At 68.0% G+C, this 25,944-nt stretch carries 22 protein-coding genes; 13 read left to right on the top strand and 9 right to left on the bottom strand.

All coding sequences use genetic code 11. The features are described from left to right. Window positions 1-89 precede the first annotated feature (89 nt). The 4 genes from I5803_RS01115 to I5803_RS01100 are packed head-to-tail and all read left to right on the top strand — an operon-like array spanning window position 90 to window position 4,052. Window positions 90-1,103, top strand: coding sequence for a Bug family tripartite tricarboxylate transporter substrate binding protein (locus tag I5803_RS01115; RefSeq protein WP_196984586.1), 1,014 nt, complete (start codon window positions 90-92; stop codon window positions 1,101-1,103). Between the two features lie 16 nt (window positions 1,104-1,119). Beyond that, a complete protein-coding gene (locus I5803_RS01110) occupies window positions 1,120-1,641 on the top strand; it encodes a tripartite tricarboxylate transporter TctB family protein (protein ID WP_196984585.1) in 522 nt (173 codons plus the stop codon). A 27-nt stretch (window positions 1,642-1,668) separates the two neighbouring features. After that, a complete protein-coding gene (locus I5803_RS01105; RefSeq protein WP_196984584.1) occupies window positions 1,669-3,198 on the top strand; it encodes a tripartite tricarboxylate transporter permease in 1,530 nt (509 codons plus the stop codon). Between the two features lie 20 nt (window positions 3,199-3,218). Then, on the top strand, window positions 3,219-4,052 hold the full coding sequence (locus tag I5803_RS01100) for a cytidylate kinase family protein (RefSeq protein WP_196984583.1): 834 nt from the start codon (window positions 3,219-3,221) through the stop codon (window positions 4,050-4,052). Between the two features lie 125 nt (window positions 4,053-4,177). Here I5803_RS01100 and I5803_RS01095 read toward each other — a convergent pair whose 3' ends face one another. Next, window positions 4,178-4,786 (bottom strand): Crp/Fnr family transcriptional regulator, encoded by a 609-nt coding sequence (locus I5803_RS01095; protein ID WP_196984582.1) that lies wholly within the window; start codon window positions 4,784-4,786, stop codon window positions 4,178-4,180. A gap of 162 nt (window positions 4,787-4,948) precedes the next feature. Here I5803_RS01095 and oxc point away from each other — a divergent pair, with 162 nt between their 5' ends. The 5 genes from oxc (at window position 4,949) to fdhF (ending at window position 14,829) form a co-directional block, all read left to right on the top strand. Next, window positions 4,949-6,673 (top strand): oxalyl-CoA decarboxylase, encoded by a 1,725-nt coding sequence (oxc, locus tag I5803_RS01090; RefSeq protein ID WP_196984581.1) that lies wholly within the window; start codon window positions 4,949-4,951, stop codon window positions 6,671-6,673. A gap of 35 nt (window positions 6,674-6,708) precedes the next feature. Continuing rightward, complete coding sequence (gene frc / locus I5803_RS01085; protein WP_196984580.1) at window positions 6,709-7,956, top strand: formyl-CoA transferase; 1,248 nt, start codon at window positions 6,709-6,711, stop codon at window positions 7,954-7,956. Window positions 7,957-7,966: 10 nt separating this feature from the next. Continuing rightward, window positions 7,967-10,099: an acetate--CoA ligase family protein gene (locus I5803_RS01080; protein WP_196984579.1), complete on the top strand. Its 2,133-nt coding sequence runs from the start codon at window positions 7,967-7,969 to the stop codon at window positions 10,097-10,099. Window positions 10,100-10,123: 24 nt separating this feature from the next. Further along, complete coding sequence (locus I5803_RS01075) at window positions 10,124-11,824, top strand: NAD(P)H-dependent oxidoreductase subunit E (RefSeq protein ID WP_196984578.1); 1,701 nt, start codon at window positions 10,124-10,126, stop codon at window positions 11,822-11,824. Window positions 11,825-11,988: 164 nt separating this feature from the next. Next, the gene (fdhF, locus tag I5803_RS01070; RefSeq protein WP_196984577.1) at window positions 11,989-14,829 is read left to right on the top strand and encodes a formate dehydrogenase subunit alpha; all 2,841 of its coding nucleotides are present in this window, start codon (window positions 11,989-11,991) and stop codon (window positions 14,827-14,829) included. Here the strand turns inward: fdhF and I5803_RS01065 are convergent. Then, on the bottom strand, window positions 14,826-16,616 hold the full coding sequence (locus I5803_RS01065) for a sensor histidine kinase (protein ID WP_231402315.1): 1,791 nt from the start codon (window positions 16,614-16,616) through the stop codon (window positions 14,826-14,828). The two genes, fdhF and I5803_RS01065, sit on opposite strands and share 4 nt — an antisense overlap. A 62-nt stretch (window positions 16,617-16,678) precedes the next feature. Next, window positions 16,679-17,155 carry a BLUF domain-containing protein gene (locus tag I5803_RS01060; RefSeq protein WP_196984575.1) on the bottom strand — a complete coding sequence of 159 codons (477 nt, stop codon included), beginning with the start codon at window positions 17,153-17,155 and terminating at the stop codon, window positions 16,679-16,681. Window positions 17,156-17,358: 203 nt separating this feature from the next. Between I5803_RS01060 and I5803_RS01055 the strand changes: the two genes are divergently transcribed. From I5803_RS01055 to I5803_RS01040, 4 genes are read left to right on the top strand one after another with little or no spacing between them, the layout of a single operon-like run. Next, window positions 17,359-18,393 (top strand): ABC transporter substrate-binding protein, encoded by a 1,035-nt coding sequence (locus I5803_RS01055; protein WP_196984574.1) that lies wholly within the window; start codon window positions 17,359-17,361, stop codon window positions 18,391-18,393. Next, window positions 18,394-19,170: an ABC transporter ATP-binding protein gene (locus tag I5803_RS01050; protein ID WP_196984573.1), complete on the top strand. Its 777-nt coding sequence runs from the start codon at window positions 18,394-18,396 to the stop codon at window positions 19,168-19,170. 4 nt (window positions 19,171-19,174) lie between these two features. Then, entirely contained in the window at window positions 19,175-19,939 is a 765-nt protein-coding gene (locus I5803_RS01045; RefSeq protein WP_196984572.1) for an ABC transporter permease, read from the top strand. Between the two features lie 17 nt (window positions 19,940-19,956). Beyond that, window positions 19,957-20,871 carry a LysR family transcriptional regulator gene (locus I5803_RS01040; RefSeq protein ID WP_196984571.1) on the top strand — a complete coding sequence of 305 codons (915 nt, stop codon included), beginning with the start codon at window positions 19,957-19,959 and terminating at the stop codon, window positions 20,869-20,871. Window positions 20,872-20,873: 2 nt separating this feature from the next. On the opposite strand, the gene I5803_RS01035 is transcribed toward I5803_RS01040, so the two are convergent. From I5803_RS01035 to I5803_RS01010, 6 genes are read right to left on the bottom strand one after another with little or no spacing between them, the layout of a single operon-like run. Next, the gene (locus tag I5803_RS01035; RefSeq protein WP_196984570.1) at window positions 20,874-21,947 is read right to left on the bottom strand and encodes a cytochrome P450; all 1,074 of its coding nucleotides are present in this window, start codon (window positions 21,945-21,947) and stop codon (window positions 20,874-20,876) included. Then, on the bottom strand, window positions 21,947-22,723 hold the full coding sequence (locus I5803_RS01030; RefSeq protein WP_196984569.1) for an SDR family NAD(P)-dependent oxidoreductase: 777 nt from the start codon (window positions 22,721-22,723) through the stop codon (window positions 21,947-21,949). The genes I5803_RS01035 and I5803_RS01030 overlap by 1 nt, the downstream gene beginning before the upstream one ends. Before the next feature lie 52 nt (window positions 22,724-22,775). After that, window positions 22,776-22,934, bottom strand: coding sequence for a hypothetical protein (locus tag I5803_RS01025; protein WP_196984568.1), 159 nt, complete (start codon window positions 22,932-22,934; stop codon window positions 22,776-22,778). Window positions 22,935-22,993: 59 nt separating this feature from the next. Then, complete coding sequence (locus I5803_RS01020) at window positions 22,994-23,770, bottom strand: enoyl-CoA hydratase/isomerase family protein (RefSeq protein ID WP_196984567.1); 777 nt, start codon at window positions 23,768-23,770, stop codon at window positions 22,994-22,996. Next, entirely contained in the window at window positions 23,767-24,972 is a 1,206-nt protein-coding gene (locus tag I5803_RS01015) for a CaiB/BaiF CoA transferase family protein (RefSeq protein WP_255553360.1), read from the bottom strand. The genes I5803_RS01020 and I5803_RS01015 overlap by 4 nt, the downstream gene beginning before the upstream one ends. Then, a complete protein-coding gene (locus I5803_RS01010; RefSeq protein ID WP_196984565.1) occupies window positions 24,969-25,943 on the bottom strand; it encodes a tripartite tricarboxylate transporter substrate binding protein in 975 nt (324 codons plus the stop codon). The genes I5803_RS01015 and I5803_RS01010 overlap by 4 nt, the downstream gene beginning before the upstream one ends. Between the last annotated feature and the right edge of the window lies 1 nt (window position 25,944).

Genomic DNA, 25,944 nt, shown 5'->3' with positions numbered 1-25,944 from the left:
GCCGGGGATGCAAAGAGCATCCGCTTTGACGTCACGCGCGGGGAGCAGCAATACTCCGTGCGGAAGTAAATCAGTCAAAGGAGACAAACATGAACTCGTTGAACCGTATCCGCCTGGCCCTGTCCGTTACCGCGGCCGCCTGCATGGCGGTCGCGCCCTCCGCGCAGGCCGCGTGGGAGCCGGCCAAGCCCGTCGAATTCGTGGTGCCCGCAGGCACCGGCGGCGGCGCGGACCAGATGGCCCGCCTGATCCAGGGCATCGTCATCAAGTACAAGCTGATGAACCAGCCGATGATCGTCGTCAACAAGTCGGGCGGCGCGGGCGCCGAAGGCTTCCTCGACATCAAGGGCGCGAAGGGCGATCCGCACAAGCTCGTCGTCACGCTCTCCAACCTCTTCACCACGCCGCTCGCCACGGGCGTGCCCTTCAACTGGCGCGACATGACGCCGGTGTCGATGATGGCGCTCGACCAGTTCGTGCTGTGGGTCAACGCCGAGACGCCCTACAAGACGGGCAAGGAATACCTGGACGCCGTGAAGAAAGCTGGCCCGAGCAAGATGAAGATGGGCGGCACGGGCTCCAAGCAGGAAGACCAGATCCTCACCGCCGGCATCGAGAAGGCCACCGGCACCAAGTTCATCTACGTGCCCTTCAAGGGCGGCGGCGAAGTGGCGGTGCAGCTCGTGGGCAAGCACATCGACTCCACCGTCAACAACCCGATCGAGGCGGTCGCGCAATGGCGCGCGGGCCAGCTGCGCCCGCTGTGCGTGTTCGACGAGAAGCGCATGCCGTACAAGACGAAGGTGACCGACACCATGTCCTGGGGCGACATCCCGACCTGCAAGGAGTCCGGCGTGCCGACCTCGTACACGATGCTGCGCGGCGTGTTCACCTCGCCCGGCGTCACCGCGGACCAGCTCGCGTTCTATACGAACCTGCTGAAGAAGGTGCGCGAAACGCCGGAGTGGAAGGACTACATGGAAAAGGGCGCGTTCAACCAGACGACCATGAGCGGCGAGGAATTCACCAAGTGGCTCGGCAAGGCGGAGAACGACCACCGCCAGCTGATGAAGGACGCCGGCTTCATGGCCACCACCAACTGACGGGAGCGAGCGGCCGATGCAAGACAACGAGACTCCCGGCGACACGCCCCGTTCGGGCGTCGCCACCTACGTGATCGAGGGCGTCGTCGCCTTCGCGGTGCTGCTGCTGGGCATCGTCGTGCTGCAGGGCAGCTGGAAGCTCGGCTCGCGCTGGACCAGCGACGGCCCGGGCTCCGGCTACTTCCCCTTCTACATCGGGCTGATCCTGTGCATCGCCGGCATCGGCATCTTCTTCCAGACGGTCTTCGGGAAGAACCGCAACACCGAGATCTTCGTGGACAGCGAGCAGCTCAAGCGCGTGCTGCAGGTGCTCGTCCCCGCGATCGTCTATGTGCTGGTGGTGCAGTTCGTGGGCCTGTACGTCGCTTCGGCGATCTACATCGCGGGCTTCATGATCCTGCTCGGGCACTACTCGCCGCTCAAGAGCATCCTCACGGCGGTGATCATCAACGTCATCTTCTTCCTGATGTTCGAAGTGTGGTTCAAGGTGCCGCTGTTCAAGGGCTCGCTCGATCCCCTCGCCTTCCTCGGCTACTGAACCCGGTCAACCCAGAACACGAAATCCATGGACGAAATCAGCGCGCTCTTTCACGGCTTCAGCGTCATCCTGACGCCGATGAACATGGTCCTCATGCTGGTGGGCATCGTGCTCGGCGTGCTCATCGGCGTGCTGCCGGGGCTCGGCGGCGCGAACGGCGTCGCCATCCTGTTGCCGCTCACCTTCACGATGTCGCCGACCTCGGCGATCATCATGCTGTCGTGCATCTACTGGGGCGCGCTCTTCGGTGGCGCGATCACCTCGATCCTCTTCAACATCCCCGGGGAGCCCTGGTCGGTCGCGACCACCTTCGACGGCTACCCGATGGCGCAGCAGGGCCGCGCGGGGCAGGCGCTGACGGCGGCGTTCACCTCCTCCTTCATCGGCGCCTTCGTGGCGGTGGTGATGATCACCTTCCTCGCGCCGCTGGTCGCGAAATTCGCGCTCAAATTCGGGCCGCCCGAATACTTCGCCGTGTACCTGCTCACCTTCTGCAGCTTCGTCGGCATGGGCAAGGGCTCGCCCTTCAAGATCCTCGCGTCGATGGCGATCGGCTTCGCGCTGGCCGCGGTCGGCATGGACACGGTGACGGGGCAGCTGCGCCTCACCTTCGGCTTCCCGGACCTGATGCGCGGCTTCGACTTCCTCATCGGCGTGATCGGCCTCTTCGGCATCGGCGAGATCCTGCTGTCGATGGAAGAGGGCCTCGCGTTCAACGGCAAGTCCGCGAAGATCAACCCGCGCGTCGTGCTGGAAACCTGGAAGACGTTGCCGAAGTACTGGATCACCTCGATCCGCAGCTCGCTCGTCGGCATCTGGATGGGCATCACGCCCGGCGGCGCGACGCCCGCCTCCTTCATGAGCTACGGCCTCGCCAAGAAGATGTCCAAGGACGGCGCGAAATTCGGCACCGGCCAGATCGAAGGCGTGATCGCCCCGGAGACTGCCGCACACGCCGCCGGCACGAGCGCGCTGCTGCCCATGCTCGCCCTCGGCATCCCGGGCTCGCCCACCGCCGCGGTGCTGCTGGGCGGCCTGCTGATCTGGGGCCTGCAGCCCGGCCCGCTGCTCTTCGTCGAGCAGAAGGATTTCGTGTGGGGCCTGATCGCCAGCATGTACCTCGGCAACCTCGTCGGCCTCATCGTCGTGCTGACCACGGTGCCGCTCTTCGCGTCGATCCTGCGCATCCCGTTTTCCATCATCGCGCCGGTGATCGTGGTGATCTGCGCGATCGGCGCCTACACCGTGCACAACGCGATGCTGGACATCTGGTTCATGCTGGTCTTCGGCGTCGTCGGCTACCTGTTCAAGAAGCTCGACTATCCGCTTGCGCCGCTGGTGCTCGCGCTGGTGTTGGGCGACAAGGCGGAGGATTCGTTCCGCCAGGCGATGCTGGTCTCGCAGGGCGAGCTGGGCATCCTGTGGTCGAACCCGCTGGTCGGCACGATCTCCACGCTCGCGATCCTGCTGCTGCTGTGGCCGCTCATCTCCCGGCTCATCGCCAGGGTGCGCCCGCCCAAGCGCGAGTCCTTCGCCGAAGAACAGCCGGTCGACTGACCTGAACCGAGGAGCACGCCATGCCCGTCATCGCCCTCACCCAGGAAATGGGCTCGCTCGCGAAGGACGTCGCCATCGAGCTCGGCCGCGTGTCGCAGCTCGAGGTGCTGCGGCACGAGGTGCTGGAAGGCGTCGCCGGGCGCATGCAGGTATCCACCAGCCTGATCAGCCGCCTGCGGGAGGGCAAGGCCGGCCTCATGGAGCGGCTCAAGAGCGACCACGACACCGAAGCGGTGTACACGGCCAAGGAAGTCTATGCACTCGCGGGCCGCGGCAACGTGGTGCTGCGCGGCTGGGGCGCGACCTGCCTGCTGCGCGACGTGCCGCACGTCGTCACGGTGCGCATCACGCGATCCTTCGACAAGCGGGTGGACTGGCTGATGGAGCATCTCGGCACGGACGACCGCGACTTCGCGCAGGCCGAGGTGCGCCGCAGCGACGACGCCCATGCCACCCGCATGCACGACCGCTTCGGCGTGACCTGGGGCGACCCCCTCCTCTACGACCTGGTGCTCAACACCGATCGCGTGACGGTGGAAAGCTGCGCCGCGCAGATCCTGCACCTGGCCGGCCGCCCGGAATTTGCGGAAACCGAAGCCTCACGCGCGAAGCTGCAAAGCCTGGCGCTCAATTCCGCGATCCGCGCGGCGCTGCGCGACAACGAATCGACGCGCGAGGTGAACATCGAAGTCGATTCGTCGCAGGGGAAGGTGGTGCTGCAGGGCATCGTGCTGAACGACGCGGAGCGGTCGGAAACCGCGCGGGTGGCCAGCGCGGTCGCGGGCGCGGGCAATGTAGACAACCAGCTGCGGATCATGGCGGTGACGCGGCGGTTTGCACATGCGAAGACTTGATTTTGATACCGGACGCAGAATTCGCAGAAGTTACGCAGAAGAAATACAAGAAAAAATCAAATGAAATTTTGAATTCTTCTTGTCTTCATTCTGCGTAACTTCTGCGAATTCTGCGTCCTTGCCCCCTAAATCTTCCCCCGCTGCTTCAACCGGCTCAGCGTCTCCGCGGAGAGATTCAGGTAGGTCGCCAATTCCTTCTTGGGCACCCGGTCGAACAGCTCAGGGTGCTTGCGCTGGAAACGCTTCACGCGTCCCGGCGCATCCAGCAGGTGCAGCGTAATCGTGTGCGCCATGATTTCGCTCATTTCCTGCATCACGTAATACTCGAAGGATTGCTTCAATCCGGGGTGGCGCTCCAGGAAGCCCACCCACTCGCGCATCGGCAGCTTCGCCACCCTCGCCTTCGTCACGCTCACGATGCTGTACGGCGTCGGCGTGCCCAGGCGCCACGCGGCGTAGCTCGTCTCGAAATCGCCTTCGTCCGTGAAGCGCAGGATCATCTCCTTGCCTTCCTGGTTCGTGACCACACGTTTGAGCACGCCGTCCAGGATGAAGTACTGCTCCATTTCGTGCACGCCCTGGTTGAGCAGGTTCTCGCCTTTTTGCACGTCCAGCACCGCGAGATGCGTTTCCAGCTCCATCGTCTGGGCCGCGGTCATCCCCTTGAGGACGACGTTGTGCGCCAGCTGGACGCGGATGACGTTTCTTTCGGGATGGTTGTCGACGGATGACATGCAGGGGAAAGTTCGGTGCCGGGGTGCCCGCCGCGCGCCGGGTGGATTGGTGAAAATTGACCCCGGTCAAGAGTGCCGCGCAAGGCGTTTCCTATGATACCGCGCAGGGGTGAGCAGGCCTTCCGCACGGGGCGGGAGACGGCACCCGCAGGACCTGAAGACATGACGACAGAAACCCAATCGCAGGCCACGACCGACGGCTTTCACCTCGTCATCGACGCGCTGAAGCTCAACGGGCTGGACACCATCTACTGCCTCCCGGGCATCCCGATCACCGACTTCCTGCGCATGGCGCAAGGCGAAGGCATGCGCGTGATCGCCTTCCGGCACGAACAGCATGCGGGCAACGCCGCCGCGGCCGCGGGCTTCCTCACGCAAAAGCCCGGCATCTGCTTCACCGTGTCGGCACCCGGTTTCCTGAACGGCCTCACCGCGCTCGCGAATGCCACGACCAACTGCTTCCCGATGATCCTCATCAGCGGCTCCTCGGAACGCGAAATCGTCGACCTGCAGCAAGGCGACTACGAAGAGATGGACCAGCTCGCCATCGCGAAGCCGCTGTGCAAGGCGGCCTTCCGCGTGCTGCATGCCGAAGACATCGGCGTCGGCATCGCGCGCGCCATCCGCTCCGCCGTTTCCGGACGCCCGGGCGGCGTGTACCTCGACCTGCCGGCGAAACTCTTCGCGCAAACCATCGATGCGGCCGCGGGCAAGAAGTCGCTGATCAAGGTGGTCGATGCCGCGCCGAAGCAGATCCCCGCGCCGGATGCCGTCAAGCGCGCCGTGGACCTGCTCAAGGGCGCGAAAAAGCCCCTCATCCTCCTGGGCAAGGGCGCGGCCTACGCGCAGGCCGACGCGGACATCAAGGCGCTCGTCGAGAAAACCGGCATCCCCTACCTGCCGATGTCGATGGCCAAAGGCCTGCTGCCCGACAACCATGCGCAGTCGGCTTCCGCCGCGCGGTCCTATGTGCTCGCCGAAGCCGACGTCGTGATGCTCGTCGGTGCGCGCCTGAACTGGCTGCTGTCGCACGGCAAGGGCAAGACCTGGGGCGGCGCGTCGGGCAAGGACGGTGGCGGCCAGCAGTTCATCCAGGTGGATATCTCGCCGACGGAAGCCGACAGCAACGTCGCGATCGCGGCGCCGGTGATCGGCGACATCGGCTCCTGCGTCGCGGCACTGAACGCGGCGATCGGCTCCTCGTGGGCCAAGCCGCCGGCCGAGTGGACCAGCGCGATCTCCGAGCGCAAGGACAAGAACCTCACCAAGATGGCCGAGACGCTGGCGAAGGATCCTTCGCCCATGAACTTCCACAGCGCGCTCAACGTCGTGCGCAACAAGATCAAGGAGCGTCCCGACGCGGTCCTCGTCAACGAAGGCGCCAACGCGCTCGACTTCACGCGCAGCATCGTGGACATGTACGAGCCGCGCAAGCGCCTCGATGTCGGCACCTGGGGCATCATGGGCATCGGCATGGGCTTCGCCGTCGCCGCTGCCGTCGAGACGGGCAAGCCGGTGATCGCCGTGTGCGGCGACAGCGCCTTCGGGTTCTCGGGCATGGAAGTCGAGACGATCTGCCGCTACAACCTGCCGGTGTGCGTGGTGGTGATGAACAACAACGGCGTCTACAAGGGCACCGACCAGAACGCGAGCGGCGGCAAGGACGTCGCGCCCACGGTCTTCGTGAAGGACGCGCGCTACGAGATGCTGATGCAGGCGTTCGGCGGCACGGGCGTCTACGCGAAGACCACGGCCGAGCTGAAGAAGGCGCTGGACGAGGCGGTGTCTTCCGGCAAGCCGACCCTGATCAATGCCATCATCGACGAGACGGCGGGCACCGAGAGCGGACGCATCACCAGCCTGAACCCGAACGCGAAGAAGAAGTAACCGGTTTTTGAAACTTTGAAGAGAGAGAACAAGCCATGAGCAAAGCCCTGGACGGCGTCAAGATCCTCGATTTCACGCACGTGCAATCCGGCCCCACCTGCACCCAGCTGCTCGCGTGGTTCGGCGCGGACGTGATCAAGGTGGAGAAGGCGGGCGAAGGCGACGCGACGCGCGGCCAGCTGCGCGACATCGACGGCGTGGACAGCCTCTACTTCACGATGCTCAACCACAACAAGCGCTCCATCACGATCAACACCAAGGACCCAAAGGGCAAGGAAGTGCTGGAGCGCCTGGTGAAGGAATGCGACGTGCTGGTCGAGAACTTCGCGCCCGGCGCGCTCGACCGCATGGGCTTCTCGTGGGAGCGCATCCAGGAGCTGAACCCGCGCATGATCATGGCGTCCGTCAAGGGCTTCGGCCCCGGGCCGTACGAGGACTGCAAGGTCTACGAGAACGTCGCGCAGTGCGCGGGCGGCGCGGCCTCCACCACCGGCTTCGACGACGGCCCGCCGCTCGTCACGGGCGCGCAGATCGGCGACAGCGGCACGGGCCTGCACCTGGCCCTGGGCATCGTCGCCGCGCTCTACCAGCGCAACACCACCGGCCGCGGCCAGAAGGTGCTCGCCGCCATGCAGGACGCCGTGCTGAACCTGTGCCGCGTGAAGCTGCGCGACCAGCAGCGCCTGGACCGCAAGCACGTGCTCGAAGAGTATCCGCAGTACCCCGACAAGGAATTCCTCGAGGCCGTGCCGCGCGCGGGCAACGCCTCGGGCGGCGGCCAGCCGGGCTGGATCCTCAAGTGCAAGGGCTGGCAGACGGACCCGAACGCCTACATCTACTTCATCACGCAGGCGCCGGTGTGGGGCGCGATCTGCAAGGTGATCGGCGAGGAAGGCTGGATCACCGACCCCAGCTACGCGACGCCCAAGGCGCGCCTGCCGCACCTGAAGACGATCTTCTCGCGCATCGAGGAATGGACCAAGCAGCACGACAAGTTCGAGGCGATGGACATCCTCAACAAGTACGACATCCCCTGCGGCCCGATCCTCTCGATGAAGGAGATCGCCGAGGAACCGTCGCTGCGCGAAACGGGCACCGTGGTCGAAGTCGACCACCCCAAGCGCGGCAAGTACCTGACGGTGGGCAACCCCATCAAGATGTCCGACAGCATCACCGAAGTGACGCGCTCGCCCCTGCTGGGCGAGCACACGGAGGAAGTGCTGGCCCAGCTCGGTTATTCCCGCGAACAGATCGCCGATCTGCGCGAATCCAAAGTCATCTAAGGAGCTTCACATGGCAATCGACAAAGCAAAGGTCCGCAAGATCCTCGACGCCGTCAAGGCGTCCGGCCGCGATTCGCTGACCGCTCCCGAAGGAAAGGAAATCTGCGATGCCTACGGCATCAAGGTCCCGGGCGAAGGCGTCGTCACCAGCGCTGCCGAAGCTTCCAAGCTCGCCGGCTCCATGGGCTTCCCCGTTGTGATGAAGATCGTCTCGCCTGACATCCTGCACAAGACGGAAGCCGGCGGCGTGATCGTCGGCGTGAAGAGCGCGGACGAGGCGTCCAAGGCCTACGACACCATCCTCGCCAACGCGAAGAAGTACAAGGCCGACGCGAACATCCTGGGCGTGCAGGTGCAGCAGATGATCAAGGGCGGCACCGAGGTGATCGTCGGCGCGATCTCCGACGACAGCTTCGGCAAGCTCGTGGCCTTCGGGCTGGGCGGCGTGCTGGTCGAGGTGCTGAAGGACGTGACCTTCCGCCTCGCCCCCGCGACGAAGGAAGACGCCGCGTCCATGCTCGACGGCATCCAGGCCGCTGAAATGCTCAAGGGCGTGCGCGGCGGCAAGCCCGTCAACCGCGCGGCCCTGCAGGACGTGATCGTCGGCGTGTCGCAGCTCGTGTCCGACTTCCCGGAAATCTCCGAGATGGACCTGAACCCCGTGTTCGCGAGCGAGGAAGGCGCGATAGCCGCCGACGTGCGCATCGTGGTGAACTTCACGCCGAAGGCGCCGCGCTATCGCCCCTCCGAGAAGGACGTCGTCACCTCGATGAACCGCATCATGAAGCCCAAGGCGATCGCGGTGGTCGGTGCGTCGAACGAGGCCGGCAAGATCGGCAACTCGGTGATGAAGAACCTCATCAACGGCGGTTACAAGGGCCAGATCTACCCGATCAACCCCAAGGACGCGGAAGTGATGGGCATCAAGGCCTTCAAGAGCGTGAAGGACGTGCCCGGAGAGATCGACACCGCCGTCTTCGCGGTGCCCGCGAAGTTCGTCGCGAGCGCGCTCAAGGAATGCGGCGAGAAGAAGATCGCCGGCGCGGTGCTGATCCCCTCGGGCTTCGGCGAGACGGGCAACATCGAGGGCCAGGAAGAACTGCAGCGCATCGGCCGCGAATACAACATCCGCCTGATGGGCCCGAACATCTACGGCTTCTACTACACGCCCTCGAACCTGTGCGCGACCTTCTGCACGGCCTACGACGTGAAGGGCTCCACCGCCCTCTCCTCGCAGTCCGGCGGCATCGGCATGGCGATCATCGGCTTCTCGCGCTCCGCGAAGATGGGCGTCTCCGCCATCGTCGGCCTGGGCAACAAGTCGGACATCGACGAGGACGACCTGCTGCTCTTCTTCGAGCAGGACGACAACACCAAGGTCATCGCGCAGCACGCGGAAGACCTGAAGGACGGCCGCGCCTTCGCCGAGGTCGCCAAGCGCGTCTCGAAGAAGAAGCCCGTCATCATGCTCAAGGCCGGCCGCACGGCGATGGGCGCCGCCGCCGCGGCCTCGCACACGGGTGCGGTGGCCGGCACGGACAAGATCTACGAGGACGTGCTCAAGCAGTCCGGCGTGATCCGCGCGCGCAGCCTGCGCCAGATGCTGGAGCTCTCGCGCGGCGTGCCCATCCTGCCGACGCCCAAGGGCGAGAACGTGGTGATCATCACCGGCGCCGGCGGCTCGGGCGTGCTCCTGTCGGACGCCTGCGTGGACAACGGCCTCAAGCTGCTCAAGCCCATGCCCGACGACCTGGACGCGGCGTTCCGCAAGTTCATCCCGCCCTTCGGCGCGGCCGGCAACCCGGTGGACATCACCGGCGGCGAGCCGCCCATCACCTACGTGAACACGGTGAAGCTCGGCCTGGAAGACGACCGCGTGCACGCGCTCATCCTGGGCTACTGGCACACCATCGTCACGCCGCCCATGGTGTTCGCGAAGAACATGGTGCAGATCGTCAACGAGATGAAGGCCAAGGGGAAGGTCAAGCCCGTGGTCGCCTCGCTGGCGGGCGACGTGGAAGTCGAGGAAGCCGCGCAGTACCTGTACGAAAACGGCATCCCGGCCTATGCGTATTCCACCGAGCTGCCGGTGGAAGTGCTCGGCGCGAAGTACCAGTGGGCCCGCTCCGCCGGCCTGCTCTGAGCTCCTGAAGGAAGGCGCGACGTTTTGTTGAAGAAAGTCATCCCCATCGCGCCATCCCGCGAAGAAGTGCGCGAACGCAAGCGCCGCGGCCCGAAAGGCCGCCGCGCGAGCGCGCAGGCCGTCGCCGAGGTGCGCGAGCTGCTCGGCAGCGCGTCCCGCCAGCGGGACCTGCTGATCGAGCACCTGCACCGCATCCAGGACCGCTACCGCTGCCTGTCGTCGGACCACCTCGCGGCGTTGGCGGAGGAGATGGACCTCGCGCAGACGGAGGTGTACGAGGTCGCGTCCTTCTATCACCATTTCGACATCGTCAAGGAAGGAGAGGATGCGCCGCAGGCACTGACGGTGCGCGTGTGCGACGGCCTGTCGTGCGAGATGGCCGGCGCGCAGGATTTGCTGGACCGCCTGCCCGCGATGCTGGGGCGCGACGTGCGCGTGTTGCACGCGCCCTGCATCGGCCGCTGCGAACAGGCGCCCGCCTGCGTCGTCGGCCACAAGCCCGTGCCGAACGCGACGGCGGAGAAAGTGGTCGCGACCGTGAATGCGGGCGTTGCCACGCACGAACCCGAACCGTACATCGGCCTGGATGCCTATGTCGCCGACGGCGGCTACAAGCTGCTGGGCGAATGCCTGTCGGGCCAGCGCGATGTCGACTCGGTGATCGCCGTGATGGAAGCCTCCGGCCTGCGCGGCCTGGGCGGCGCGGGCTTCCCGGCCGGCCGCAAATGGAAGATCGTGCGCGCCGAACCCGCGCCGCGCCTCATGGCCGTGAACATCGACGAAGGCGAGCCCGGCACCTTCAAGGACCGCGTGTACCTCGAGAAAGACCCGCACCGTTTCCTCGAGGGCATGCTCGTCGCCGCGTGGGCGGTGGGCATCGCCGCGATCTACGTTTACCTGCGCGACGAATACCACGGCTGCCGCGCGGTGCTGGAGCGCGAGATCGCCGCATTGAAAGCCGACCCCGCCCTGAAGGACATGCCGGCGATCGAGCTGCGCCGCGGCGCGGGCGCGTACATCTGCGGCGAAGAGTCCGCGATGATCGAATCGATCGAGGGCAAGCGCGGCATGCCCCGCCTGCGCCCGCCCTACGTGGCGCAAGTGGGCCTCTTCGGCCGACCGACGCTGGAGCACAACTTCGAGACGCTCTACTGGGTGCGCGACCTGGTCGAGAAAGGCCCCGAGTCCTTCAGCTCACACGGCCGCCATGGCCGCAAGGGCTTGCGTTCCTTCTCGGTGTCGGGCCGCGTGAAGAACCCGGGCGTGAAGCTCGCACCCGCCGGCATCACCATCCAGGAATTGATCGACGAATATTGCGGCGGCATGCTGGACGGGCAGACCTTCTATGGCTACCTGCCCGGCGGCGCGTCGGGCGGCATCCTGCCGGCGGCGATGAACGACATCCCGCTCGATTTCGACACGCTGCAGCCTTACGGCTGCTTCATCGGCTCGGCGGCGATCGTCGTGCTCTCCGACAAGGACACCGCGGCGGCGGCGGCGCGCAATTTGATGCGCTTCTTCCGCGACGAATCCTGCGGCCAGTGCACGCCATGCCGCACCGGGACGGCGAAGGCGCTGATGCTGATCGAGCAGCCGAAGTGGGACACCCCGCTGCTGGCGGAACTCTCGCAGGTGATGCGCGATGCATCGATCTGCGGGCTGGGGCAGGCGGCGCCCAATCCGGTGGACTGCGTGGTGAAGTATTTTCCGCAGGAGCTGTCATGAACTGCTGGATACCGGACGCAGAATTCGCAGAAGTTACGCAGAATGAAGACAAGAAAAATTCAAAATTTCTTTTGGTTTTATTCTTGAATTCCTTCTGCGTAACTTCTGCGAATTCTGCGTCCGGATGTCCTGCCTCCGCAGTAGCCTCACGCTAGGCACCCAACATGAACGCCATCACCAGATCCGAACTCGCCCACCTCGACGCCCCCACCGTCACCTTCAAGCTCGACGGCAGGGAAGTCACGTGCCGCGCCAATGAGACGCTGATCGAAGTGGCCGACCGTGAAGGCGTGGAAATCCCGCGCCTTTGCTACAAGCCCGGCCTCGACAAGGTCGGCAACTGCCGCTCCTGCATGGTCGAGATCAAGGGGGAGCGCGTGCTCGTCCCCAGCTGCTGCCGCTACCCCACGCAGGGCATGGAAGTCAGCAGCAACAGCGAACGTGCCGTCGCCTCCCAGAAGATGGTGCTCGAGCTGCTCCAGGCCGACATGCCCGAGGCCGACTACACGCGCCACAACGAGGTGGACGAGTGGGCCGCAAAACTCGGCGTCGGCAAGCCGCGCTTTCCCTCGCGTGCACAGGTTCCCGCCGACCTGTCGCACCCCGCCATCGCCGTCAACCTCGACGCCTGCATCCAGTGCACGCGCTGCCTGCGCGCCTGCCGCGACGAGCAGGTGAACGACGTCATCGGCCTCGCCTTCCGCGGCGAGCAGGCCAAGATCGTGTTCGACATGGACGACCCCATGGGCGTGTCCACCTGCGTGGCCTGCGGCGAATGCGTGCAGGCCTGTCCCACCGGCGCGTTGATGCCCGCGCGCGACGCCGCGCTCGCCGTGCCCGACAAGCAGGTCCCCTCCGTCTGCCCGTACTGCGGCGTGGGTTGCCAGCTCACCTACAACGTGAAGGACGGCAAGATCCTCTTCGTCGAAGGACGCGACGGCCCGTCCAACCACAAGCGCCTGTGCGTGAAGGGCCGCTACGGCTTCGATTACGCGAACCATCCGCAGCGCCTCACCGTGCCCCTCATCCGCCGCAAGGACGCACCGAAGGTCGCCGACGCCGAGATGGACCCCGACCGCCTGATGGACATCTTCCGCGAGGCGAGCTGGGAGGAAGCGCTGGAATTCGCCGGCGGCACGCTCGCGAAGCTGCGCGACACGCACGGCCCGAAGTCGCTCGCGGGCTTCGGCTCCGCCAAGGGCAGCAACGAGGAGGCCTACCTCTTCCAGAAACTCGTGCGCACGGGCTTTCGCAGCAACAACGTGGACCACTGCACGCGCCTGTGCCATGCGTCGTCCGTCGTCGCGCTGCTCGAAGGCATCGGCTCCGGCGCCGTCTCCAACCCCGTGATGGACGTGACGCGCGCCGAAGTCGTGATCGTCATCGGCGCCAACCCCACGGTGAACCACCCGGTGGCCGCGACCTGGATCAAGAATGCGGTGAAGAACGGCACCAAGCTCATCGTGATGGACCCGCGCAAGTCGGACCTGTACCGCCACGCGCACCGGTACCTGCAGTTCAAGCCGGACACCGACGTCGCGATGCTGAACGCGATGATGTACGTGATCGTGCACGAGGGCCTCGTCGACGAAGCCTTCATCGCGAGCCGCACCATCGGCTACGAGGACCTGAAGAAGAACGTCGAAGGGTACAGCCCCGAAGCGATGGCGCCCATCTGCGGCATCGACGCCGAGACGCTGCGCTACACGGCGCGCCTGTACGCAAGCTCCAAGGGCTCGATGATCCTCTGGGGCATGGGCGTGTCGCAGCACATCCACGGCACGGACAACGCGCGCTGCCTGATCGCGCTCGCGCTGATGACCGGCCAGATCGGCCGTCCCGGCACCGGCCTGCATCCGCTGCGCGGCCAGAACAACGTGCAGGGCGCCTCCGACGCGGGCCTCATCCCCATGATGTACCCCGATTACCAGCGCGTGGTCGACCCGGCGGCGCGCGCGCGCTTCGAGAGGGCCTGGCAGCTGCCTGCCGGCACGCTCGACGACCAGCCCGGCCTCACCGTCGTGGAAGTCATGCATGCCATCAAGGCCGGCACCGTCAAGGGCATGTACGTGATGGGCGAGAACCCCGCGATGTCCGATCCGGACGCGAACCACGCGCGCGAATCGCTCGCCGCGCTCGAGCATCTCGTGGTGCAGGACATCTTTCTCACCGAGACCGCCTACCTCGCCGACGTGATCCTGCCCGCCGGCGCCTTCCCCGAGAAGACCGGCACCTTCACCAACACCGACCGCCTCGTGCAGATGGGCCGCCAGGCGATCGATCCGCCCGGCGACGCGAAGCAGGACCTCTGGATCATCCAGGAGATCGGCAAGCGCCTCGGCCTGCCGTGGAACTACGGCCACGTGAGCGAGGTGTTCGACGAGATGCGCCACACCATGCCCAGCATCGCGGGCATCACCTGGGAGCGGCTGGAGCGCGAGCATGCCGTCACCTATCCGTGCCGCGAGGAAGACGACCCCGGCGAGCCCGTGGTGTTCGTGGAGGACTTCCCGCGCGAGGGCGGCCGCGGCCGCTTCGTGCCGGCGGACATCATCCCCGCCGACGAGCGGCCCGACACCGAGTTCCCCATGGTGCTCATCACGGGTCGGCAACTCGAGCACTGGCACACCGGCAGCATGACGCGCCGCGCCACCATGCTCGACGCGATCGAGCCCGACCCGGTGGCACTGATCCATCCGCTGGATGTCGAGCAGCTCGGCATCCGCCCCGGCGACGTGGTGACCATCGAATCGAGGCGCGGCAGCGTGTCGCTCTATGCACGCGCCGACGACAGCTCGCCGCGCGGCGCGGTGTTCGTGCCCTTCTGCTACTACGAGGCCGCCGCGAACAAGCTCACGAATGCCGCGCTGGACCCGTTCGCGAAGATTCCCGAGTTCAAGTATTGCGCCGTGCGGCTCACGCCCGGCGGCGACGAACCGCGGCAAAGCAGCTTCGGCGGCGGGCAGGCCCTGGCGAACGAACTGCGCCGCGATTTCGCGGACTAGTCGGCGAAGTAGAAGTAGAAGGCCGCGCCGTGCCCCACGGCACCCTCCGCCCACACGCGGCCGTGGTGCCGGTCGACGATGCGCTGCACCGTCGCGAGGCCGATCCCCAGGCCCGGGTAGTCCTTGTTGCCGTGCAGCCGGTGGAAGGCCTCGAAAAGCCGCGACGCGTACTTCTCGTCGAAACCCGCGCCGTTGTCGCGCACGCAGATCGCGATATGCCCGCCCTCCGCCAGCACGGGGATCACGGCGATCTCCGCGCGCTGCGTGTGGCGCGTGAACTTCCATGCGTTGGACAGGAGGTTGGCGAGCGCCGCCTGCATCAGGCGCCGGTCCCCGCGGGCCGACATGCCGTCCGCCACGCGCACCTTCACCTCCCGGCCGGGCTCCGCTTCGCGGCACTCCTGCGCCGCTTCGCGGGCCATCGCGCTCACGTCCAGCGGCTCGGGGACGATCTCCGCGCGGTTGATCTGCGCCAGCGCCAGCATGCCTTCGATCAGCGCGTCCATGCGCCGCGCCGCGGCCAGGATGCGCGCGAGGAAGTGCCTGTCCTTCGCGTCGGCCAGCACCTGGCGCTCCTCCAGCTGCTGGCTGAACGCGGTGATGGTGGCGACGGGCGCGCGCAGGTCGTGCGACACGGAATAGGTGAAGGCCTGCAGGTCGCGGTTGGACTGCTCGAGCTCCAGCGTGCGTTCGCGCACGCGCGATTCGAGCCCGGCGCGGTCGCGCTCGATCGCATCGAGCATCTGGTTCACCGCGAGCTCCAGCGGCGTGATGTCGTCCACCACGCGCACGGCGACGCGCGCGCCGTAGGCGCCGCCTTCCACGTGCGTGGCGACGCGCAGCAGGCCGCGGTAGCGCCCGAGCACGACGGGGCGGAACACCAGCACCGCCAGGCCCATCACCGCGGCCGCCAGCAGCCCGACGATGGCCAGGTTGCGCCGCCGCGCCTCGAAGGCGAGCTGCTCCAGCGCCTCGACCTGCGCGCCGCTGGCGATCCACGCCACCGTCTCCCCGCGAAACCGCACGGGCTGCGTCACGTACAGGCGGCGCACGCCGTCCGGCCCCGCCAGCACCGTCGGCTTGCCGGCGACCTGCTCGCGCCGCCGGAAGATGTCGCTGTCCGCCAACTGCTGGCCGCGCGGCATCACCACGTCGGTGGACCGGCTCACGAGCGTGCCGCGCCGGTCCAGCATCATGAGCGTGAGGTGCAGGCTGTCGTCCAGCGGGATGCCGTCCAGCAGCGTGGCGGCCGTGAGGCCCGCGACGACGAGCGCATCCGTCGAGCCGCCGGCGCCCAGCTGGATCGGCACGACGAGCTGCAGGTTGTCCTGCCCGCTGACGCGCCCGACCGCGAAGTCGCTCACGACGGGCCGCTGCGACGCGAGCGCGCTGATCACGTGCGGCCGGTCGCCGACGTTGACGCGCCAGGTCAGCGGGCGGCCGCTGCACAGCACGTCGCCGGCCGGGCTCACGGCGATGAAGTTCGTGACGCGCGGCCCCGCGGCGGCGACGACGCGCGCGAGCGTCAGCGAACAGCTGCCCAGCGTGTCGGGATGCACGACCGAGCCGACGGCCTGGCTCACGACCTCGGCGTTGACGAGATCCTGCTCCAGCCGCCGCGCGGCGACTTCGGCGAGGTTGTTGGTCGCGTCCACGGCGGCGGTACGGATGCGCGCCGAGTCGCCGCGCAGCTGGAGCGCGCTCAGCGTGAGCACGGGCACGGCGCACAGCAGCGCGAAGATCGCGAGGCGCGCGCGCAGCGAGAACAGCGGCGCGAGGTGCGCCATGGCGCGGCACCAGCGGCGCCGGGTCCGCGAGGCCCAGCGGCGCCGCAGCTCGCGGGGGCCGCTCACTCCTCCAGCGCCCGGGCGTAGCGGGTGCCCAGGCCCCGGTTCCAGAAGGCCTGCAGCAGCAGCAGCGCCGGCGAGCCGGCCCGCGGCGGGTCCGCCAGCGTGCGCGCCACGTCGTCGAGGGGACTGGGCAAGCCCATGCCGGACGCCGCGGTGGTGCGCAGCTCCATCGTCCACTGCGCGAATTCGCGCCGGGCGATCGGCTCGCGCAGCACCTCGAAGATGTGGTGGTGCAGCGGGTCCAGGCGGATGGCCTCGTAGACCCGGTCCAGCGCGTCCTGCGTGCCCTCGATGTACTGCATGAAGGAGCCTTCGGAGTACAGCAGCACCCCGGTGACCCCGTGCGTCTCGTTGCGGGCGCGGGCCCGCGCGAGGAGGTGGTCCAGGTCCTCGCGCGTGGGGGTCCCCACGGCCGTGGACATGTAGACCAGGGCTTGCAGGTCGGTGGCGGGCGGCGTGCTGGGGAATGACGACATCACAAGGGCTCTGGCGATCGGGGAAATGCAAATACCGCGGGTCGGCGCGCCGGCACACGGCTGCGCTGCGACTCGAGGGGGAAGCACTAGGGTAGGGGTTGACCCTGTACAGCTCAAGCATTGATTTCCGCTCGGCCCGTTGCCGAAATGCGCACACGGGACCGGTTTTCGGCTACCCTTTTCCACTTCGAAGTCCTCCCTCCATGCGCAAACCTCCACCCCTCGGGCGACGGGCATTCATCGCGGATTCCCTGCTGGCCAGCGCCGGCGCCACCACGGCGCTCGTCTCGGTGGGCGCGCGCGCCCAGGGCGGCCTCCACCCGATGAGCCTGCAGCTCGGCTGGGCGCTGGGCAGCACGCAGATGGGCGAGATCGTCGCGCGCCGCAAGGGTTTCTATGCGCAGGAGGGCCTCGTGCTCACGCTGCAGCCGGGCGGGCCGAACTTCGACGGCGTCGCCGTGGTGGGCTCCGGCCGCGCGGAGCTGGGCCAGACCTCGTCCAGCCCCTCGCTCATGCTTGCCGTCTCCCAGGGCGTGCCCATCCGCTGCTTCGCGGTGGGCGCGCAGCGGCATCCCTACACTTTCTTCTCGCTGCCCGGACACGCGGTGCGCAAGCCCGCGGACCTGCGCGGCAAGCGCATCAGCATGAACCCCACCGGCATGGTGCTGCTGCGGGCGCTCCTCGCGCAGCACGGAATGAGCGAGCGCGACGTGCGGGTCGTGCCGAGCGGCGCGGGCATGGGCCTGCTGCTCACGGGCCAGGCGGACGTGGCGACGGGCTGGGCGACCAACACCGCGGCCATCAGGGAACTGGGCGCGGGCGTCGTGCAGATGTCGCTGTGGGACGCGGGCATCCGCCTGTACGCCCTGCCCTATTACGCCGCGACGCGGACGCTGGAGACCCATCCGCGCGAGATCGAGGGTTTCCTGCGGGCGACGGCGCGCGGCTGGCGCTATGCGGCCGAGCATCGAGACGAAGCCGTGGACATCGCCGTGAAGGACTATCCGCAGCTCGGGCGCGCCGACGAGCGCGTGGCGCTGGATCGCATGCTCGAATACAGCCTCGGCGGACGGGCCGCGACGGAAGGCTGGGGCGCGATGGACCCGGTGTTCTGGCAGCAGCAGATCGACCTGTGCGCGAGCCTCGGCCAGTTCAGCGCCGGCAAGCCCGCCCTCGCCGACGTGATGACGCCCGGCCCGCTCAACGCGACGAAAGGTGCCCGCCTGCGGGCGGCCTGAATGGCGCCCGCCATCGAGGCGCGCGGCATCGGCGTGACCTTCCGCGGCGGCGGCCGCGCGATCCAGGCGCTGGACGCCATCGACCTCGCCGTCGCGCCCGGGGAATTCGTGACCGTGCTCGGCGCATCGGGCAGCGGCAAGTCGACCCTGCTGCGCGTCGTCGCCGACCTCGTCGCGCCGACGCGCGGGACGATCGAGGTTCTGGGCGGCTCGCCGGCGCAGGCCCGGCAGCGGCGCGCAATGGGCTTCGCCTTCCAGGATGCCGCGCTGCTGCCCTGGCGCACGGCGCTCCAGAACGTGATGCTGCCGCTGCAGGTCGGCAGCGGCGCGGCGCGCGCTGGCACGCGCACGCCGCAGGATTTGCTCGCGCTCGTGGGCCTTGCGCATCGCGGGGACGCGCTGCCCGCCGAACTGTCCGGGGGCGAGCGCCAGCGCGTGTCGCTCGCGCGCGCGCTCGTCGGCTCGCCGGACATCCTGCTCATGGACGAGCCCTTCGGCGCGCTCGACGAACTCGTGCGCGACCGCCTCAACGAGGAACTGCTGCGCGTGTGGCGGGACACGGGCTGCACCATCGTCTTCGTCACGCACAGCATCCAGGAGGCCGCCTTCCTCGGCTCGCGGGTGATCGTCATGCACACCGGGCCGCAGGGCGGCTGCGAGTCGGTGGCGGTCGACCTTCCGCGCGCGCGCACGCTCGCGATCCGCGAGACCGGCGACTTCCTTCGCATCACCTCCCGCTTGCGCCACGCGCTGGAAGCGGGAACGGTGGCCGCCTGACGCCATGGCACGCCCGCCCCCGTTTCGACCCTGGCTCGCGCGCCGCCATGTGCTGGCGGTGCTCGGGTTCGCCGTGCTGCTCGCGGCGTGGTGGGCGGTGATCGCGTTTTTCGACGTGAAGCCTTTCATCGCGCCCTCGCCCGCACAGGTGGTCGACACGCTCGCCGCCAGGCGCGCACTGCTCGCGGCGAACCTGCTGCCGACGGCACTGGAGGCGGCGGGCGGCTTCCTGCTGGGCAACCTCGCGGCCCTGCTGCTCGCCACCGCCTTCGTGCACAGCAAGACGCTGCACGACATGTTCTTCCCGGTGGTGGTGATGTTCAATTCCATCCCGGTCATCGCGAAGGCGCCGATTCTCGTGCTCATCCTCGGCAACGGCCTGGAGCCCAAGATCGCGATCGCCGCGCTGGTGTGCCTGTTCCCGACGCTCGTCAACGCGGTGCGGGGGCTGGAGGCGGTTCCCGCGCAACAGCTGGAACTGATGCGCGTGCTCTCGGCCAGCCGCGCGGAGGTGTTCTTCCGGCTGCGCGTGTGGAACGCCCTGCCCTTCGTCTTCACGGGCCTGCGCATCTCGGCCACCGCGTGCGTGATCGGCGCGGTGGTGGGGGAATGGATCGGCACGGACGTCGGCCTGGGCGCGCTCATCATCCAGGCCACCTTCAACTTCGACTCGCCCCTGCTCTACGCCGCGATCGTGTGCTGCGCGGCGCTCTCGGGCTGCTTCTTCGCGCTGGTGTCGCTGGCCGAGCGGCTTATCGTCCGCTGGTAACACGCAAGGGGATCGCCATGCACGCCATCGTCCTCAAGTACTTCGCGGAAGTCGCGCTCCAGGGCTCCGTGCGCAAGGCGGCGGAGAAGCTGCACGTCGCGCCGAGCGCGGTGAACCGCCAGATCCTGCAGGTGGAGGAGGAGTTCGGCGTGGAGCTGTTCGACCGCCTGCCCAAGGGCCTGCAGCTGAACGCCGCCGGCGAGCGGCTGCTGCGCCACGTGCAGGCCACGCTCTTCGACTTCGAGGTGGTGCGCACGGAGATCGACGCGCTCAAGGGCGAGCGCACGGGCCACATCCGCGTGGTGTCCATGGATTCGCTCTTCGTGGACCTGCTGCCCACGGTGGTGGAGGAGTTTTCGCGCAGCTTCCCGGCGGCGACCTACACCGTGACCGCGGCCTCGCCGATCGACGTGCCGGGGCTGATCCAGTCGGGCCAGACCGACATCGGCTGCACCTTCGTCGGGCGCATCCCCACGGGCGTAACCCTCGCCGCATCGGCCGCGATGCCGCTGGGCGTCGTCATGCCGCCGGGCCACCCGCTCGCGGCGAAGAGCCGGATCACGCTGGCGCAATGCGGCAGCTACCCTTTCATGCGCTCGAGCACCAGCTCCGCGGTGACGACGGCGATGTCCCCCGAGTTCGCCAAGTTCTGGGAGGAAACCGAGCCGGTGGCGACGGTCACCTCCACCATCATGCTCAAGCGGCTGATCTGCGCGGGCAAGGGCATCTCGGTGTTCTCGAAGATCGCCTTCGTGGAGGAACTCGCGCGCGGCGAGCTGGTGTGGCGGCCCTTCGACCTCGAGTCCATGAACCAGATCCGCGTCGGCATCCTCGTGCCCTCGCAACGCGCGCTCCCGCACGTGGCGCAGAACTTCCTCGCCCGGATGATCAAGAAGCTGAAGCTGGTGGAGGTCGCGACGGCGCAGCTGTGAGTTCAGCCGGCGAAGACGGGGATGCGCGCGTTGGGCAGGGGGCGATAGCCGGCGAGCACGCCGAATCGCCCGGACGCTTCGGCCAGCAGCACAGGCAGCGCGGCCGCCACGATGCGAATCGCCAATGCCTCGCCGGGACAGGCATGCGCGCCCGCGCCGAAACCCAGGCTGCGCCGGTTCGCGCGCGCGGTCGCGAAGCGCTCGGGCGCCTCGTTCAGGGCCGCATCGCGGTTGGCCGACGCCAGCACGACCAGGACGCCCTGGCCGCGCTGCACCTCCACCCCGCCCCATTGCAGGTCTTGCGCCGCGAAGCGCCGGGTGTTGTGCACGGGCGCGTCCCAGCGGGCGCATTCGGCGACGAAGGGGATGGCGTCCTTCGGGTTCCACGCGCCGGCGTGGGTCCGCGTCGCCAGCAGGCTGTTGCCCAGAAGCGCCGCCGTGGCATCGACCGATTGCTGCATCAAGGCGATGCGGTTGGCGGCGCGGACCTCGTCGAGTCCTTCCGCCATGCCCTGCTGCATGAGCGCTTCGGCGGCGGTGTTCGCACGCGCGATCGCGTCGGCAGGGGCGCCCCCGGCGATGCCCTGCGTGAAGGCCAGCACGGCGGCCGTCGTCTCGTCGAGCGCGCCGGGCGCGACACCCAGCAGCCGCGCCATCGCCCGGACGGGCACGGCCGTCAGCAGCGCGTTCGCGTCCAGGCGCGGCGCCAGTTCGCGCGCGGCGCTGCGCGCCGCTTCGGCGATCTGCCCGTCGTCCCACCGGCTCGCGGATGCGGCGACGTGCGGGCGGTGCATGCGGTGGAATTCGCCGTCGGTCATCCGCACGAGTCTGGAGAACACGCCGCCCGTGGCCGTGCCCAGCAGGGCTTGGGGCACAGGCTCCGCGGGCGGGCGCACGCGCAGGCCCGGATGGGCCAGCGCCCCGGTCACGGCGGCCGCACTGGAAGCCACCCACAGCGAAAGCCCTGCATCGAAGAAGAGCGGCCGCGACGCCCGCAAGGCGGCGTAGTACGGATAGGGATCGGCGTGCGTGACGGCGGCAACCGCGTCGCGCGGCGGGCTCGAAGCGGCCTGCATCAGAACTTGGTGTAGCCGCCGTCGATGAGGAACTGCTCGCCCGTCGCATAGGACGACGCGTCGCTCGCGAGGTACACCGCGATGCCGCCGAAGTCGTCGATCTCGCCCCAGCGGCGCGCCGGGATGCGCGGCAGCACCGCATTCGCGAACTTGTCGTTCCCCACGGCGTTCTGCGTCATGTCCGTGACGATCCACCCCGGGAGGATCGAGTTCACGCGGATGCGGTGGCGCGCGAGTTCGACGGCCAGGGCGCGAACCATCGACGTCACCGCGCCCTTGGACGCGCCGTAGTGGCTGTTGCGCGACGCGCCCTCGACCGCCGCCGTGCTCGCCGTGGCCACCAGCGAGCCGCCCTGCCCGTGCTCCGCCATGTGGCGCGCGGCGGCGCGAAAGGTGAGGAACACGCCTTCGACGTTCACGCGCTGCACGCGGCGGAACTCCTCCAGGCTCATGTCCACCAGCGGCGTGCCTTTGCTGGAGACGCCGGCGTTGGCGAAGCACGCGTCCACGCGGCCCAGCGATTGCACCGATGCCGCGAATGCCGTCACGACCTGGACCTCGTCGCCCACGTCGCAGACGAAGGCATGCACGCGCTTCGCGTCGCCGCACTCGGCCGCCAGGCGTTCGCCCGCGTCCTTCGACTTGGCCGGGTTGGAGCCCCAGATCGCCACGTTCGCGCCCGAGGCCAATAGCGCGCGCGCCATGCCGTAGCCGATGCCGCCATTGCCGCCGGTGACGACGACGCCGCGACCCGTCAGGTCGAAAGGTGAATACATGCAGCCCCCACGCAAATGAAAGCAGCGAGTGTCGCCAGCTTTGGGCGCTTTGTCACGGATGGCGTGGGATGGGCTCCGGGGGTGGCGGCGCGGGCGTCCGGCCGGCGTTGTCCGCCGGCTTGGCGGGAATGTCCAGGCTCGCACCCGGATCTTCCTCGCCGGCCACGGATTCTTCCAGCGGGACTTTCGGCGCTTCGGGTGCTTGCTGCATCGCCCCATCGTAGGCAGTGCGCGCGGGCGCCGCTGTAGGACGCCGTCGTGGCTTGCGGCTCAGCGGCCGCGCCAGGCGGGCGCGCGCTTCTCGGTGAACGCGGTCACGCCTTCACGGAAATCCTCGCTGCCATAGGCGCGGACGATCAGGTCCCTCGCTTCCGGCAAATGGCCGAGCAACAGGCGCTGCAACGCTTCCTTGCTCACGGCCTGCGTCACGGGCGCCATGCCCGCGAGTTGCTTGCACAGCTTGGCGGCCGCGGCGTCCAGCTCGGCCGCATCGACGACCTGCGCGAGGTAACCGGCGCCGCGCGCCTCGTCCGCAACCAGCACTTCCGCCGCGATCAGCATGCGCTGGACACGGGGCTTGCCAAATGCAGCAACCAGACGCGCGATGTTGGCGATGGACAGGCAATTGCCGAGCGTCCTTGCGATAGGCACGCCGAAACGCGCCGACGGCGTGGCGATGCGGATGTCGCAAGCCGTCGCGATCGCGAGCCCGCCTCCGACGCACCAGCCTTCGACGACGGCGACCGTCGGGATCGGCAGCGCTTCCAGCCGCGCGATGCCTTCGTCGATGCCGCGCTCGTATTCGACGCCCGAGTCGCCGTCCTTGAAAGCCTTGAACTGCTCGATGTCCGTGCCGGCGACGAAGGCTTCGCCGCCCGCCCCGCGAAAGCACGCCACGCGGATGGCGGGGTTCGCCTTCAGCTGTTCGCAAATCTCGCCGAGCTGCTGGTACATCGCCCAGGTCATCGCGTTGCGCGCGGCCGGGCGGTCGAAGGTGACGGTCGCCACCGCGCCGTCGATGGCGAGCCGTGTCGTGCCGTCGCTCATGCGGAGAATGCGCCCTGCGCTTCGAGCCCGGCCAGCTCGGATGCGCTCACGCCGATTTCCGCGAGCACTTCGGCGTTGTGCTCGCCCAGCAGCGGCGGATGGCGACGCACCTGCTGCGGCGTGCCCGAGAGCTTGACCGCGAAGCCGATGTTGGGCACCTTGCCCTCGATCGGGTGGTCGATCTCCATCTTCATCTGGCGCGCGGTGCCGTGCTCGCCTTCGAAGGCTTCCGGGTACGTGAGGATCGGCCCGGCGGGAATGCCGGCGGCCAGCAGCGTCTCGACCCAGTAGTCCTTGGGCTTCTGGCGGAAGGTCTTCTCCAGCTCCTGCTCCAGCGCGTGGCGGTTGCCCAGGCGCAGCGAGATCGTGGAAAAGCGCGGGTCCTCCAGCAGTTCCTTGCGGTCCATCAGCGTGCACAGCTGCGTCCAGAGCTTCTGGTTGTTCGCGCCCATCACGAAGTAGCCGTCGGACGAAGCCATCGCCTGGTAGGGCGCGGTCATCTTGTTGGAGGTGCCCAGCGGCGCGGGCGGCTTGCCGGTGCCCCAGTAGTCGCAGATGTCCCACACGGAAAACGCGAGCGCGGAGTCGAAGAGCGATGCATCGACGTACTGGCCCTCGCCGGAATTCTTCGCGCCGATGTACGCGGACAGCGTCGCGTAGACCGCGAACAGCGCGCAGCCGATGTCGGCCACCGGCACGCCGCACTTCACGGGCGGGCTGTCGGGATAGCCCGTCACGCTCATCACGCCCGACATCGCCTGTGCCATCAGGTCGAAGCCCGGGCGGTCGGCCCAGGGGCCGGTCTGGCCGAAGCCGGAGATGCTGGTGTAGACGAGGCGCGGGTTGACTTCCTTCAGGACTTCATAGCCCAGGCCCAGGCGCTTCATTGCGCCGGGGCGGTAGTTCTCCACCAGGATGTCCGCGTCCTTCGCCAGGCGCAGCAGCAATTCCTTGCCGGCCTTGCTCTTGAGGTTCAGCGTGACGCTGCGCTTGTTGCGGTTCATGTTGAGGAAGCCCATGGAATCGGGCCCCTTCATCTTGAACCCCATGGAGCCGCGCGTCTGGTCGCCCGAGCCCGGGGGCTCGATCTTCACGACATCCGCGCCCAGGTCGGCGAGCAGCATGCAGGCATACGGCCCGGCCATGACCTGGCTGATGTCGAGGACCTTCACGCCCTCGAGGGGAAGCTTTCTTGCGGTCAAGCCTCGCCTTTCACGCCGCCGTCCTTGATGATCTTGGCCCACTTGATCTGTTCGCTGTGCATGAAGTCGCCGAACTTCTCGACCGAGCCGCCGCCGTCCTGCGCGCCGGAAGCCGCGAGCTTCTCCTGCACGTCGGGCAGCAGCATGACCTTGTTGACGTCCTCGTTCATGCGCCTGGCCATCGCGATCGGCATCTTGGCCGGACCGGCGAGGCCGTACCAGGTCGTCGCCTCGAAACCGGGGAAGCCCGACTCGGCCATCGTCGGCACGTTCGGGTAGGCCGGCACGCGCTGCAGGCGCGTCTGCGCGATGGCGACGGCCTTGCCGCTGTTCACGTGGGGCGTGGCCGCCGTCATCGTGTCGAAGCTGTACTGGATCTGCCCGCCGATGAGGTCGGTGAGCATCGGGCCGGAGCCCTTGTAGGGCACGTGGATCGCCTTGACCTTGGCGGCGAGCATGAACATCTCCAGCGCCAGGTGCTGCGCGCTGCCGGTGCCGGCCGAGCCGAAGCTCACGCGGCCGGGGTTGGCGCGGCACAGCTCGACGAGATCCTTCACCGTCTTGGCGGGCTGGTTCTGGTTGCAGATGAGCAGGTTGGGCGTGACGCCGACCAGGACGATGGGCGCAAAGTCCTTCGCGGCGTCGTAGTTGACCTTCTGCAGCGCGGGCGTGATCGCCTGGCTGTTGATGTGCGCCATGAGCAGCGTGTTGCCGTCGCCGGGCTGCTTGGCCACGTAGTCGGCGGCGATGGTGCCCGAGGCGCCCGCGCGGTTCTCGATCAGCACCGTGGTCTTCCACATGTCCGCGAGCTTCTGGCCGATGACACGCGCCAGGATGTCGGTGCCACCGCCGGGCGCGAAGCCCACGATGATGCGCACGGGGCCGCCCGGCAGGGTCTGCGCGCGCAGCGTGGGGACGGCGAGGGTGGCGGCCGCTGCGGCGGTGCCGGTGACGAAGGTTCTGCGTTGCATG

The organism is Caenimonas aquaedulcis, assembly GCF_015831345.1.
GTDB classification, from domain to species: Bacteria; Pseudomonadota; Gammaproteobacteria; order Burkholderiales; family Burkholderiaceae_C; genus Ramlibacter; species Ramlibacter aquaedulcis.
The sequence above is the reverse complement of the archived record's forward strand: the minus strand, read 5'-3'. Positions and strand labels throughout refer to the sequence as shown.

Coding starts and splice junctions, on each gene's coding strand:
- I5803_RS01115 (WP_196984586.1), top strand. CDS start 90: ATGAACTCGTTGAACCGTATCCGCCTGGCCCTGTCCGTTACCGCGGCC.
- I5803_RS01110 (WP_196984585.1), top strand. CDS start 1,120: ATGCAAGACAACGAGACTCCCGGCGACACGCCCCGTTCGGGCGTCGCC.
- I5803_RS01105 (WP_196984584.1), top strand. CDS start 1,669: ATGGACGAAATCAGCGCGCTCTTTCACGGCTTCAGCGTCATCCTGACG.
- I5803_RS01100 (WP_196984583.1), top strand. CDS start 3,219: ATGCCCGTCATCGCCCTCACCCAGGAAATGGGCTCGCTCGCGAAGGAC.
- I5803_RS01095 (WP_196984582.1), bottom strand. CDS start 4,786: ATGTCATCCGTCGACAACCATCCCGAAAGAAACGTCATCCGCGTCCAG.
- oxc (WP_196984581.1), top strand. CDS start 4,949: ATGACGACAGAAACCCAATCGCAGGCCACGACCGACGGCTTTCACCTC.
- frc (WP_196984580.1), top strand. CDS start 6,709: ATGAGCAAAGCCCTGGACGGCGTCAAGATCCTCGATTTCACGCACGTG.
- I5803_RS01080 (WP_196984579.1), top strand. CDS start 7,967: ATGGCAATCGACAAAGCAAAGGTCCGCAAGATCCTCGACGCCGTCAAG.
- fdhF (WP_196984577.1), top strand. CDS start 11,989: ATGAACGCCATCACCAGATCCGAACTCGCCCACCTCGACGCCCCCACC.
- I5803_RS01065 (WP_231402315.1), bottom strand. CDS start 16,616: ATGGCGCACCTCGCGCCGCTGTTCTCGCTGCGCGCGCGCCTCGCGATC.
- I5803_RS01060 (WP_196984575.1), bottom strand. CDS start 17,155: ATGTCGTCATTCCCCAGCACGCCGCCCGCCACCGACCTGCAAGCCCTG.
- I5803_RS01055 (WP_196984574.1), top strand. CDS start 17,359: ATGCGCAAACCTCCACCCCTCGGGCGACGGGCATTCATCGCGGATTCC.
- I5803_RS01050 (WP_196984573.1), top strand. CDS start 18,394: ATGGCGCCCGCCATCGAGGCGCGCGGCATCGGCGTGACCTTCCGCGGC.
- I5803_RS01045 (WP_196984572.1), top strand. CDS start 19,175: ATGGCACGCCCGCCCCCGTTTCGACCCTGGCTCGCGCGCCGCCATGTG.
- I5803_RS01040 (WP_196984571.1), top strand. CDS start 19,957: ATGCACGCCATCGTCCTCAAGTACTTCGCGGAAGTCGCGCTCCAGGGC.
- I5803_RS01035 (WP_196984570.1), bottom strand. CDS start 21,947: ATGCAGGCCGCTTCGAGCCCGCCGCGCGACGCGGTTGCCGCCGTCACG.
- I5803_RS01030 (WP_196984569.1), bottom strand. CDS start 22,723: ATGTATTCACCTTTCGACCTGACGGGTCGCGGCGTCGTCGTCACCGGC.
- I5803_RS01025 (WP_196984568.1), bottom strand. CDS start 22,934: ATGCAGCAAGCACCCGAAGCGCCGAAAGTCCCGCTGGAAGAATCCGTG.
- I5803_RS01020 (WP_196984567.1), bottom strand. CDS start 23,770: ATGAGCGACGGCACGACACGGCTCGCCATCGACGGCGCGGTGGCGACC.
- I5803_RS01010 (WP_196984565.1), bottom strand. CDS start 25,943: ATGCAACGCAGAACCTTCGTCACCGGCACCGCCGCAGCGGCCGCCACC.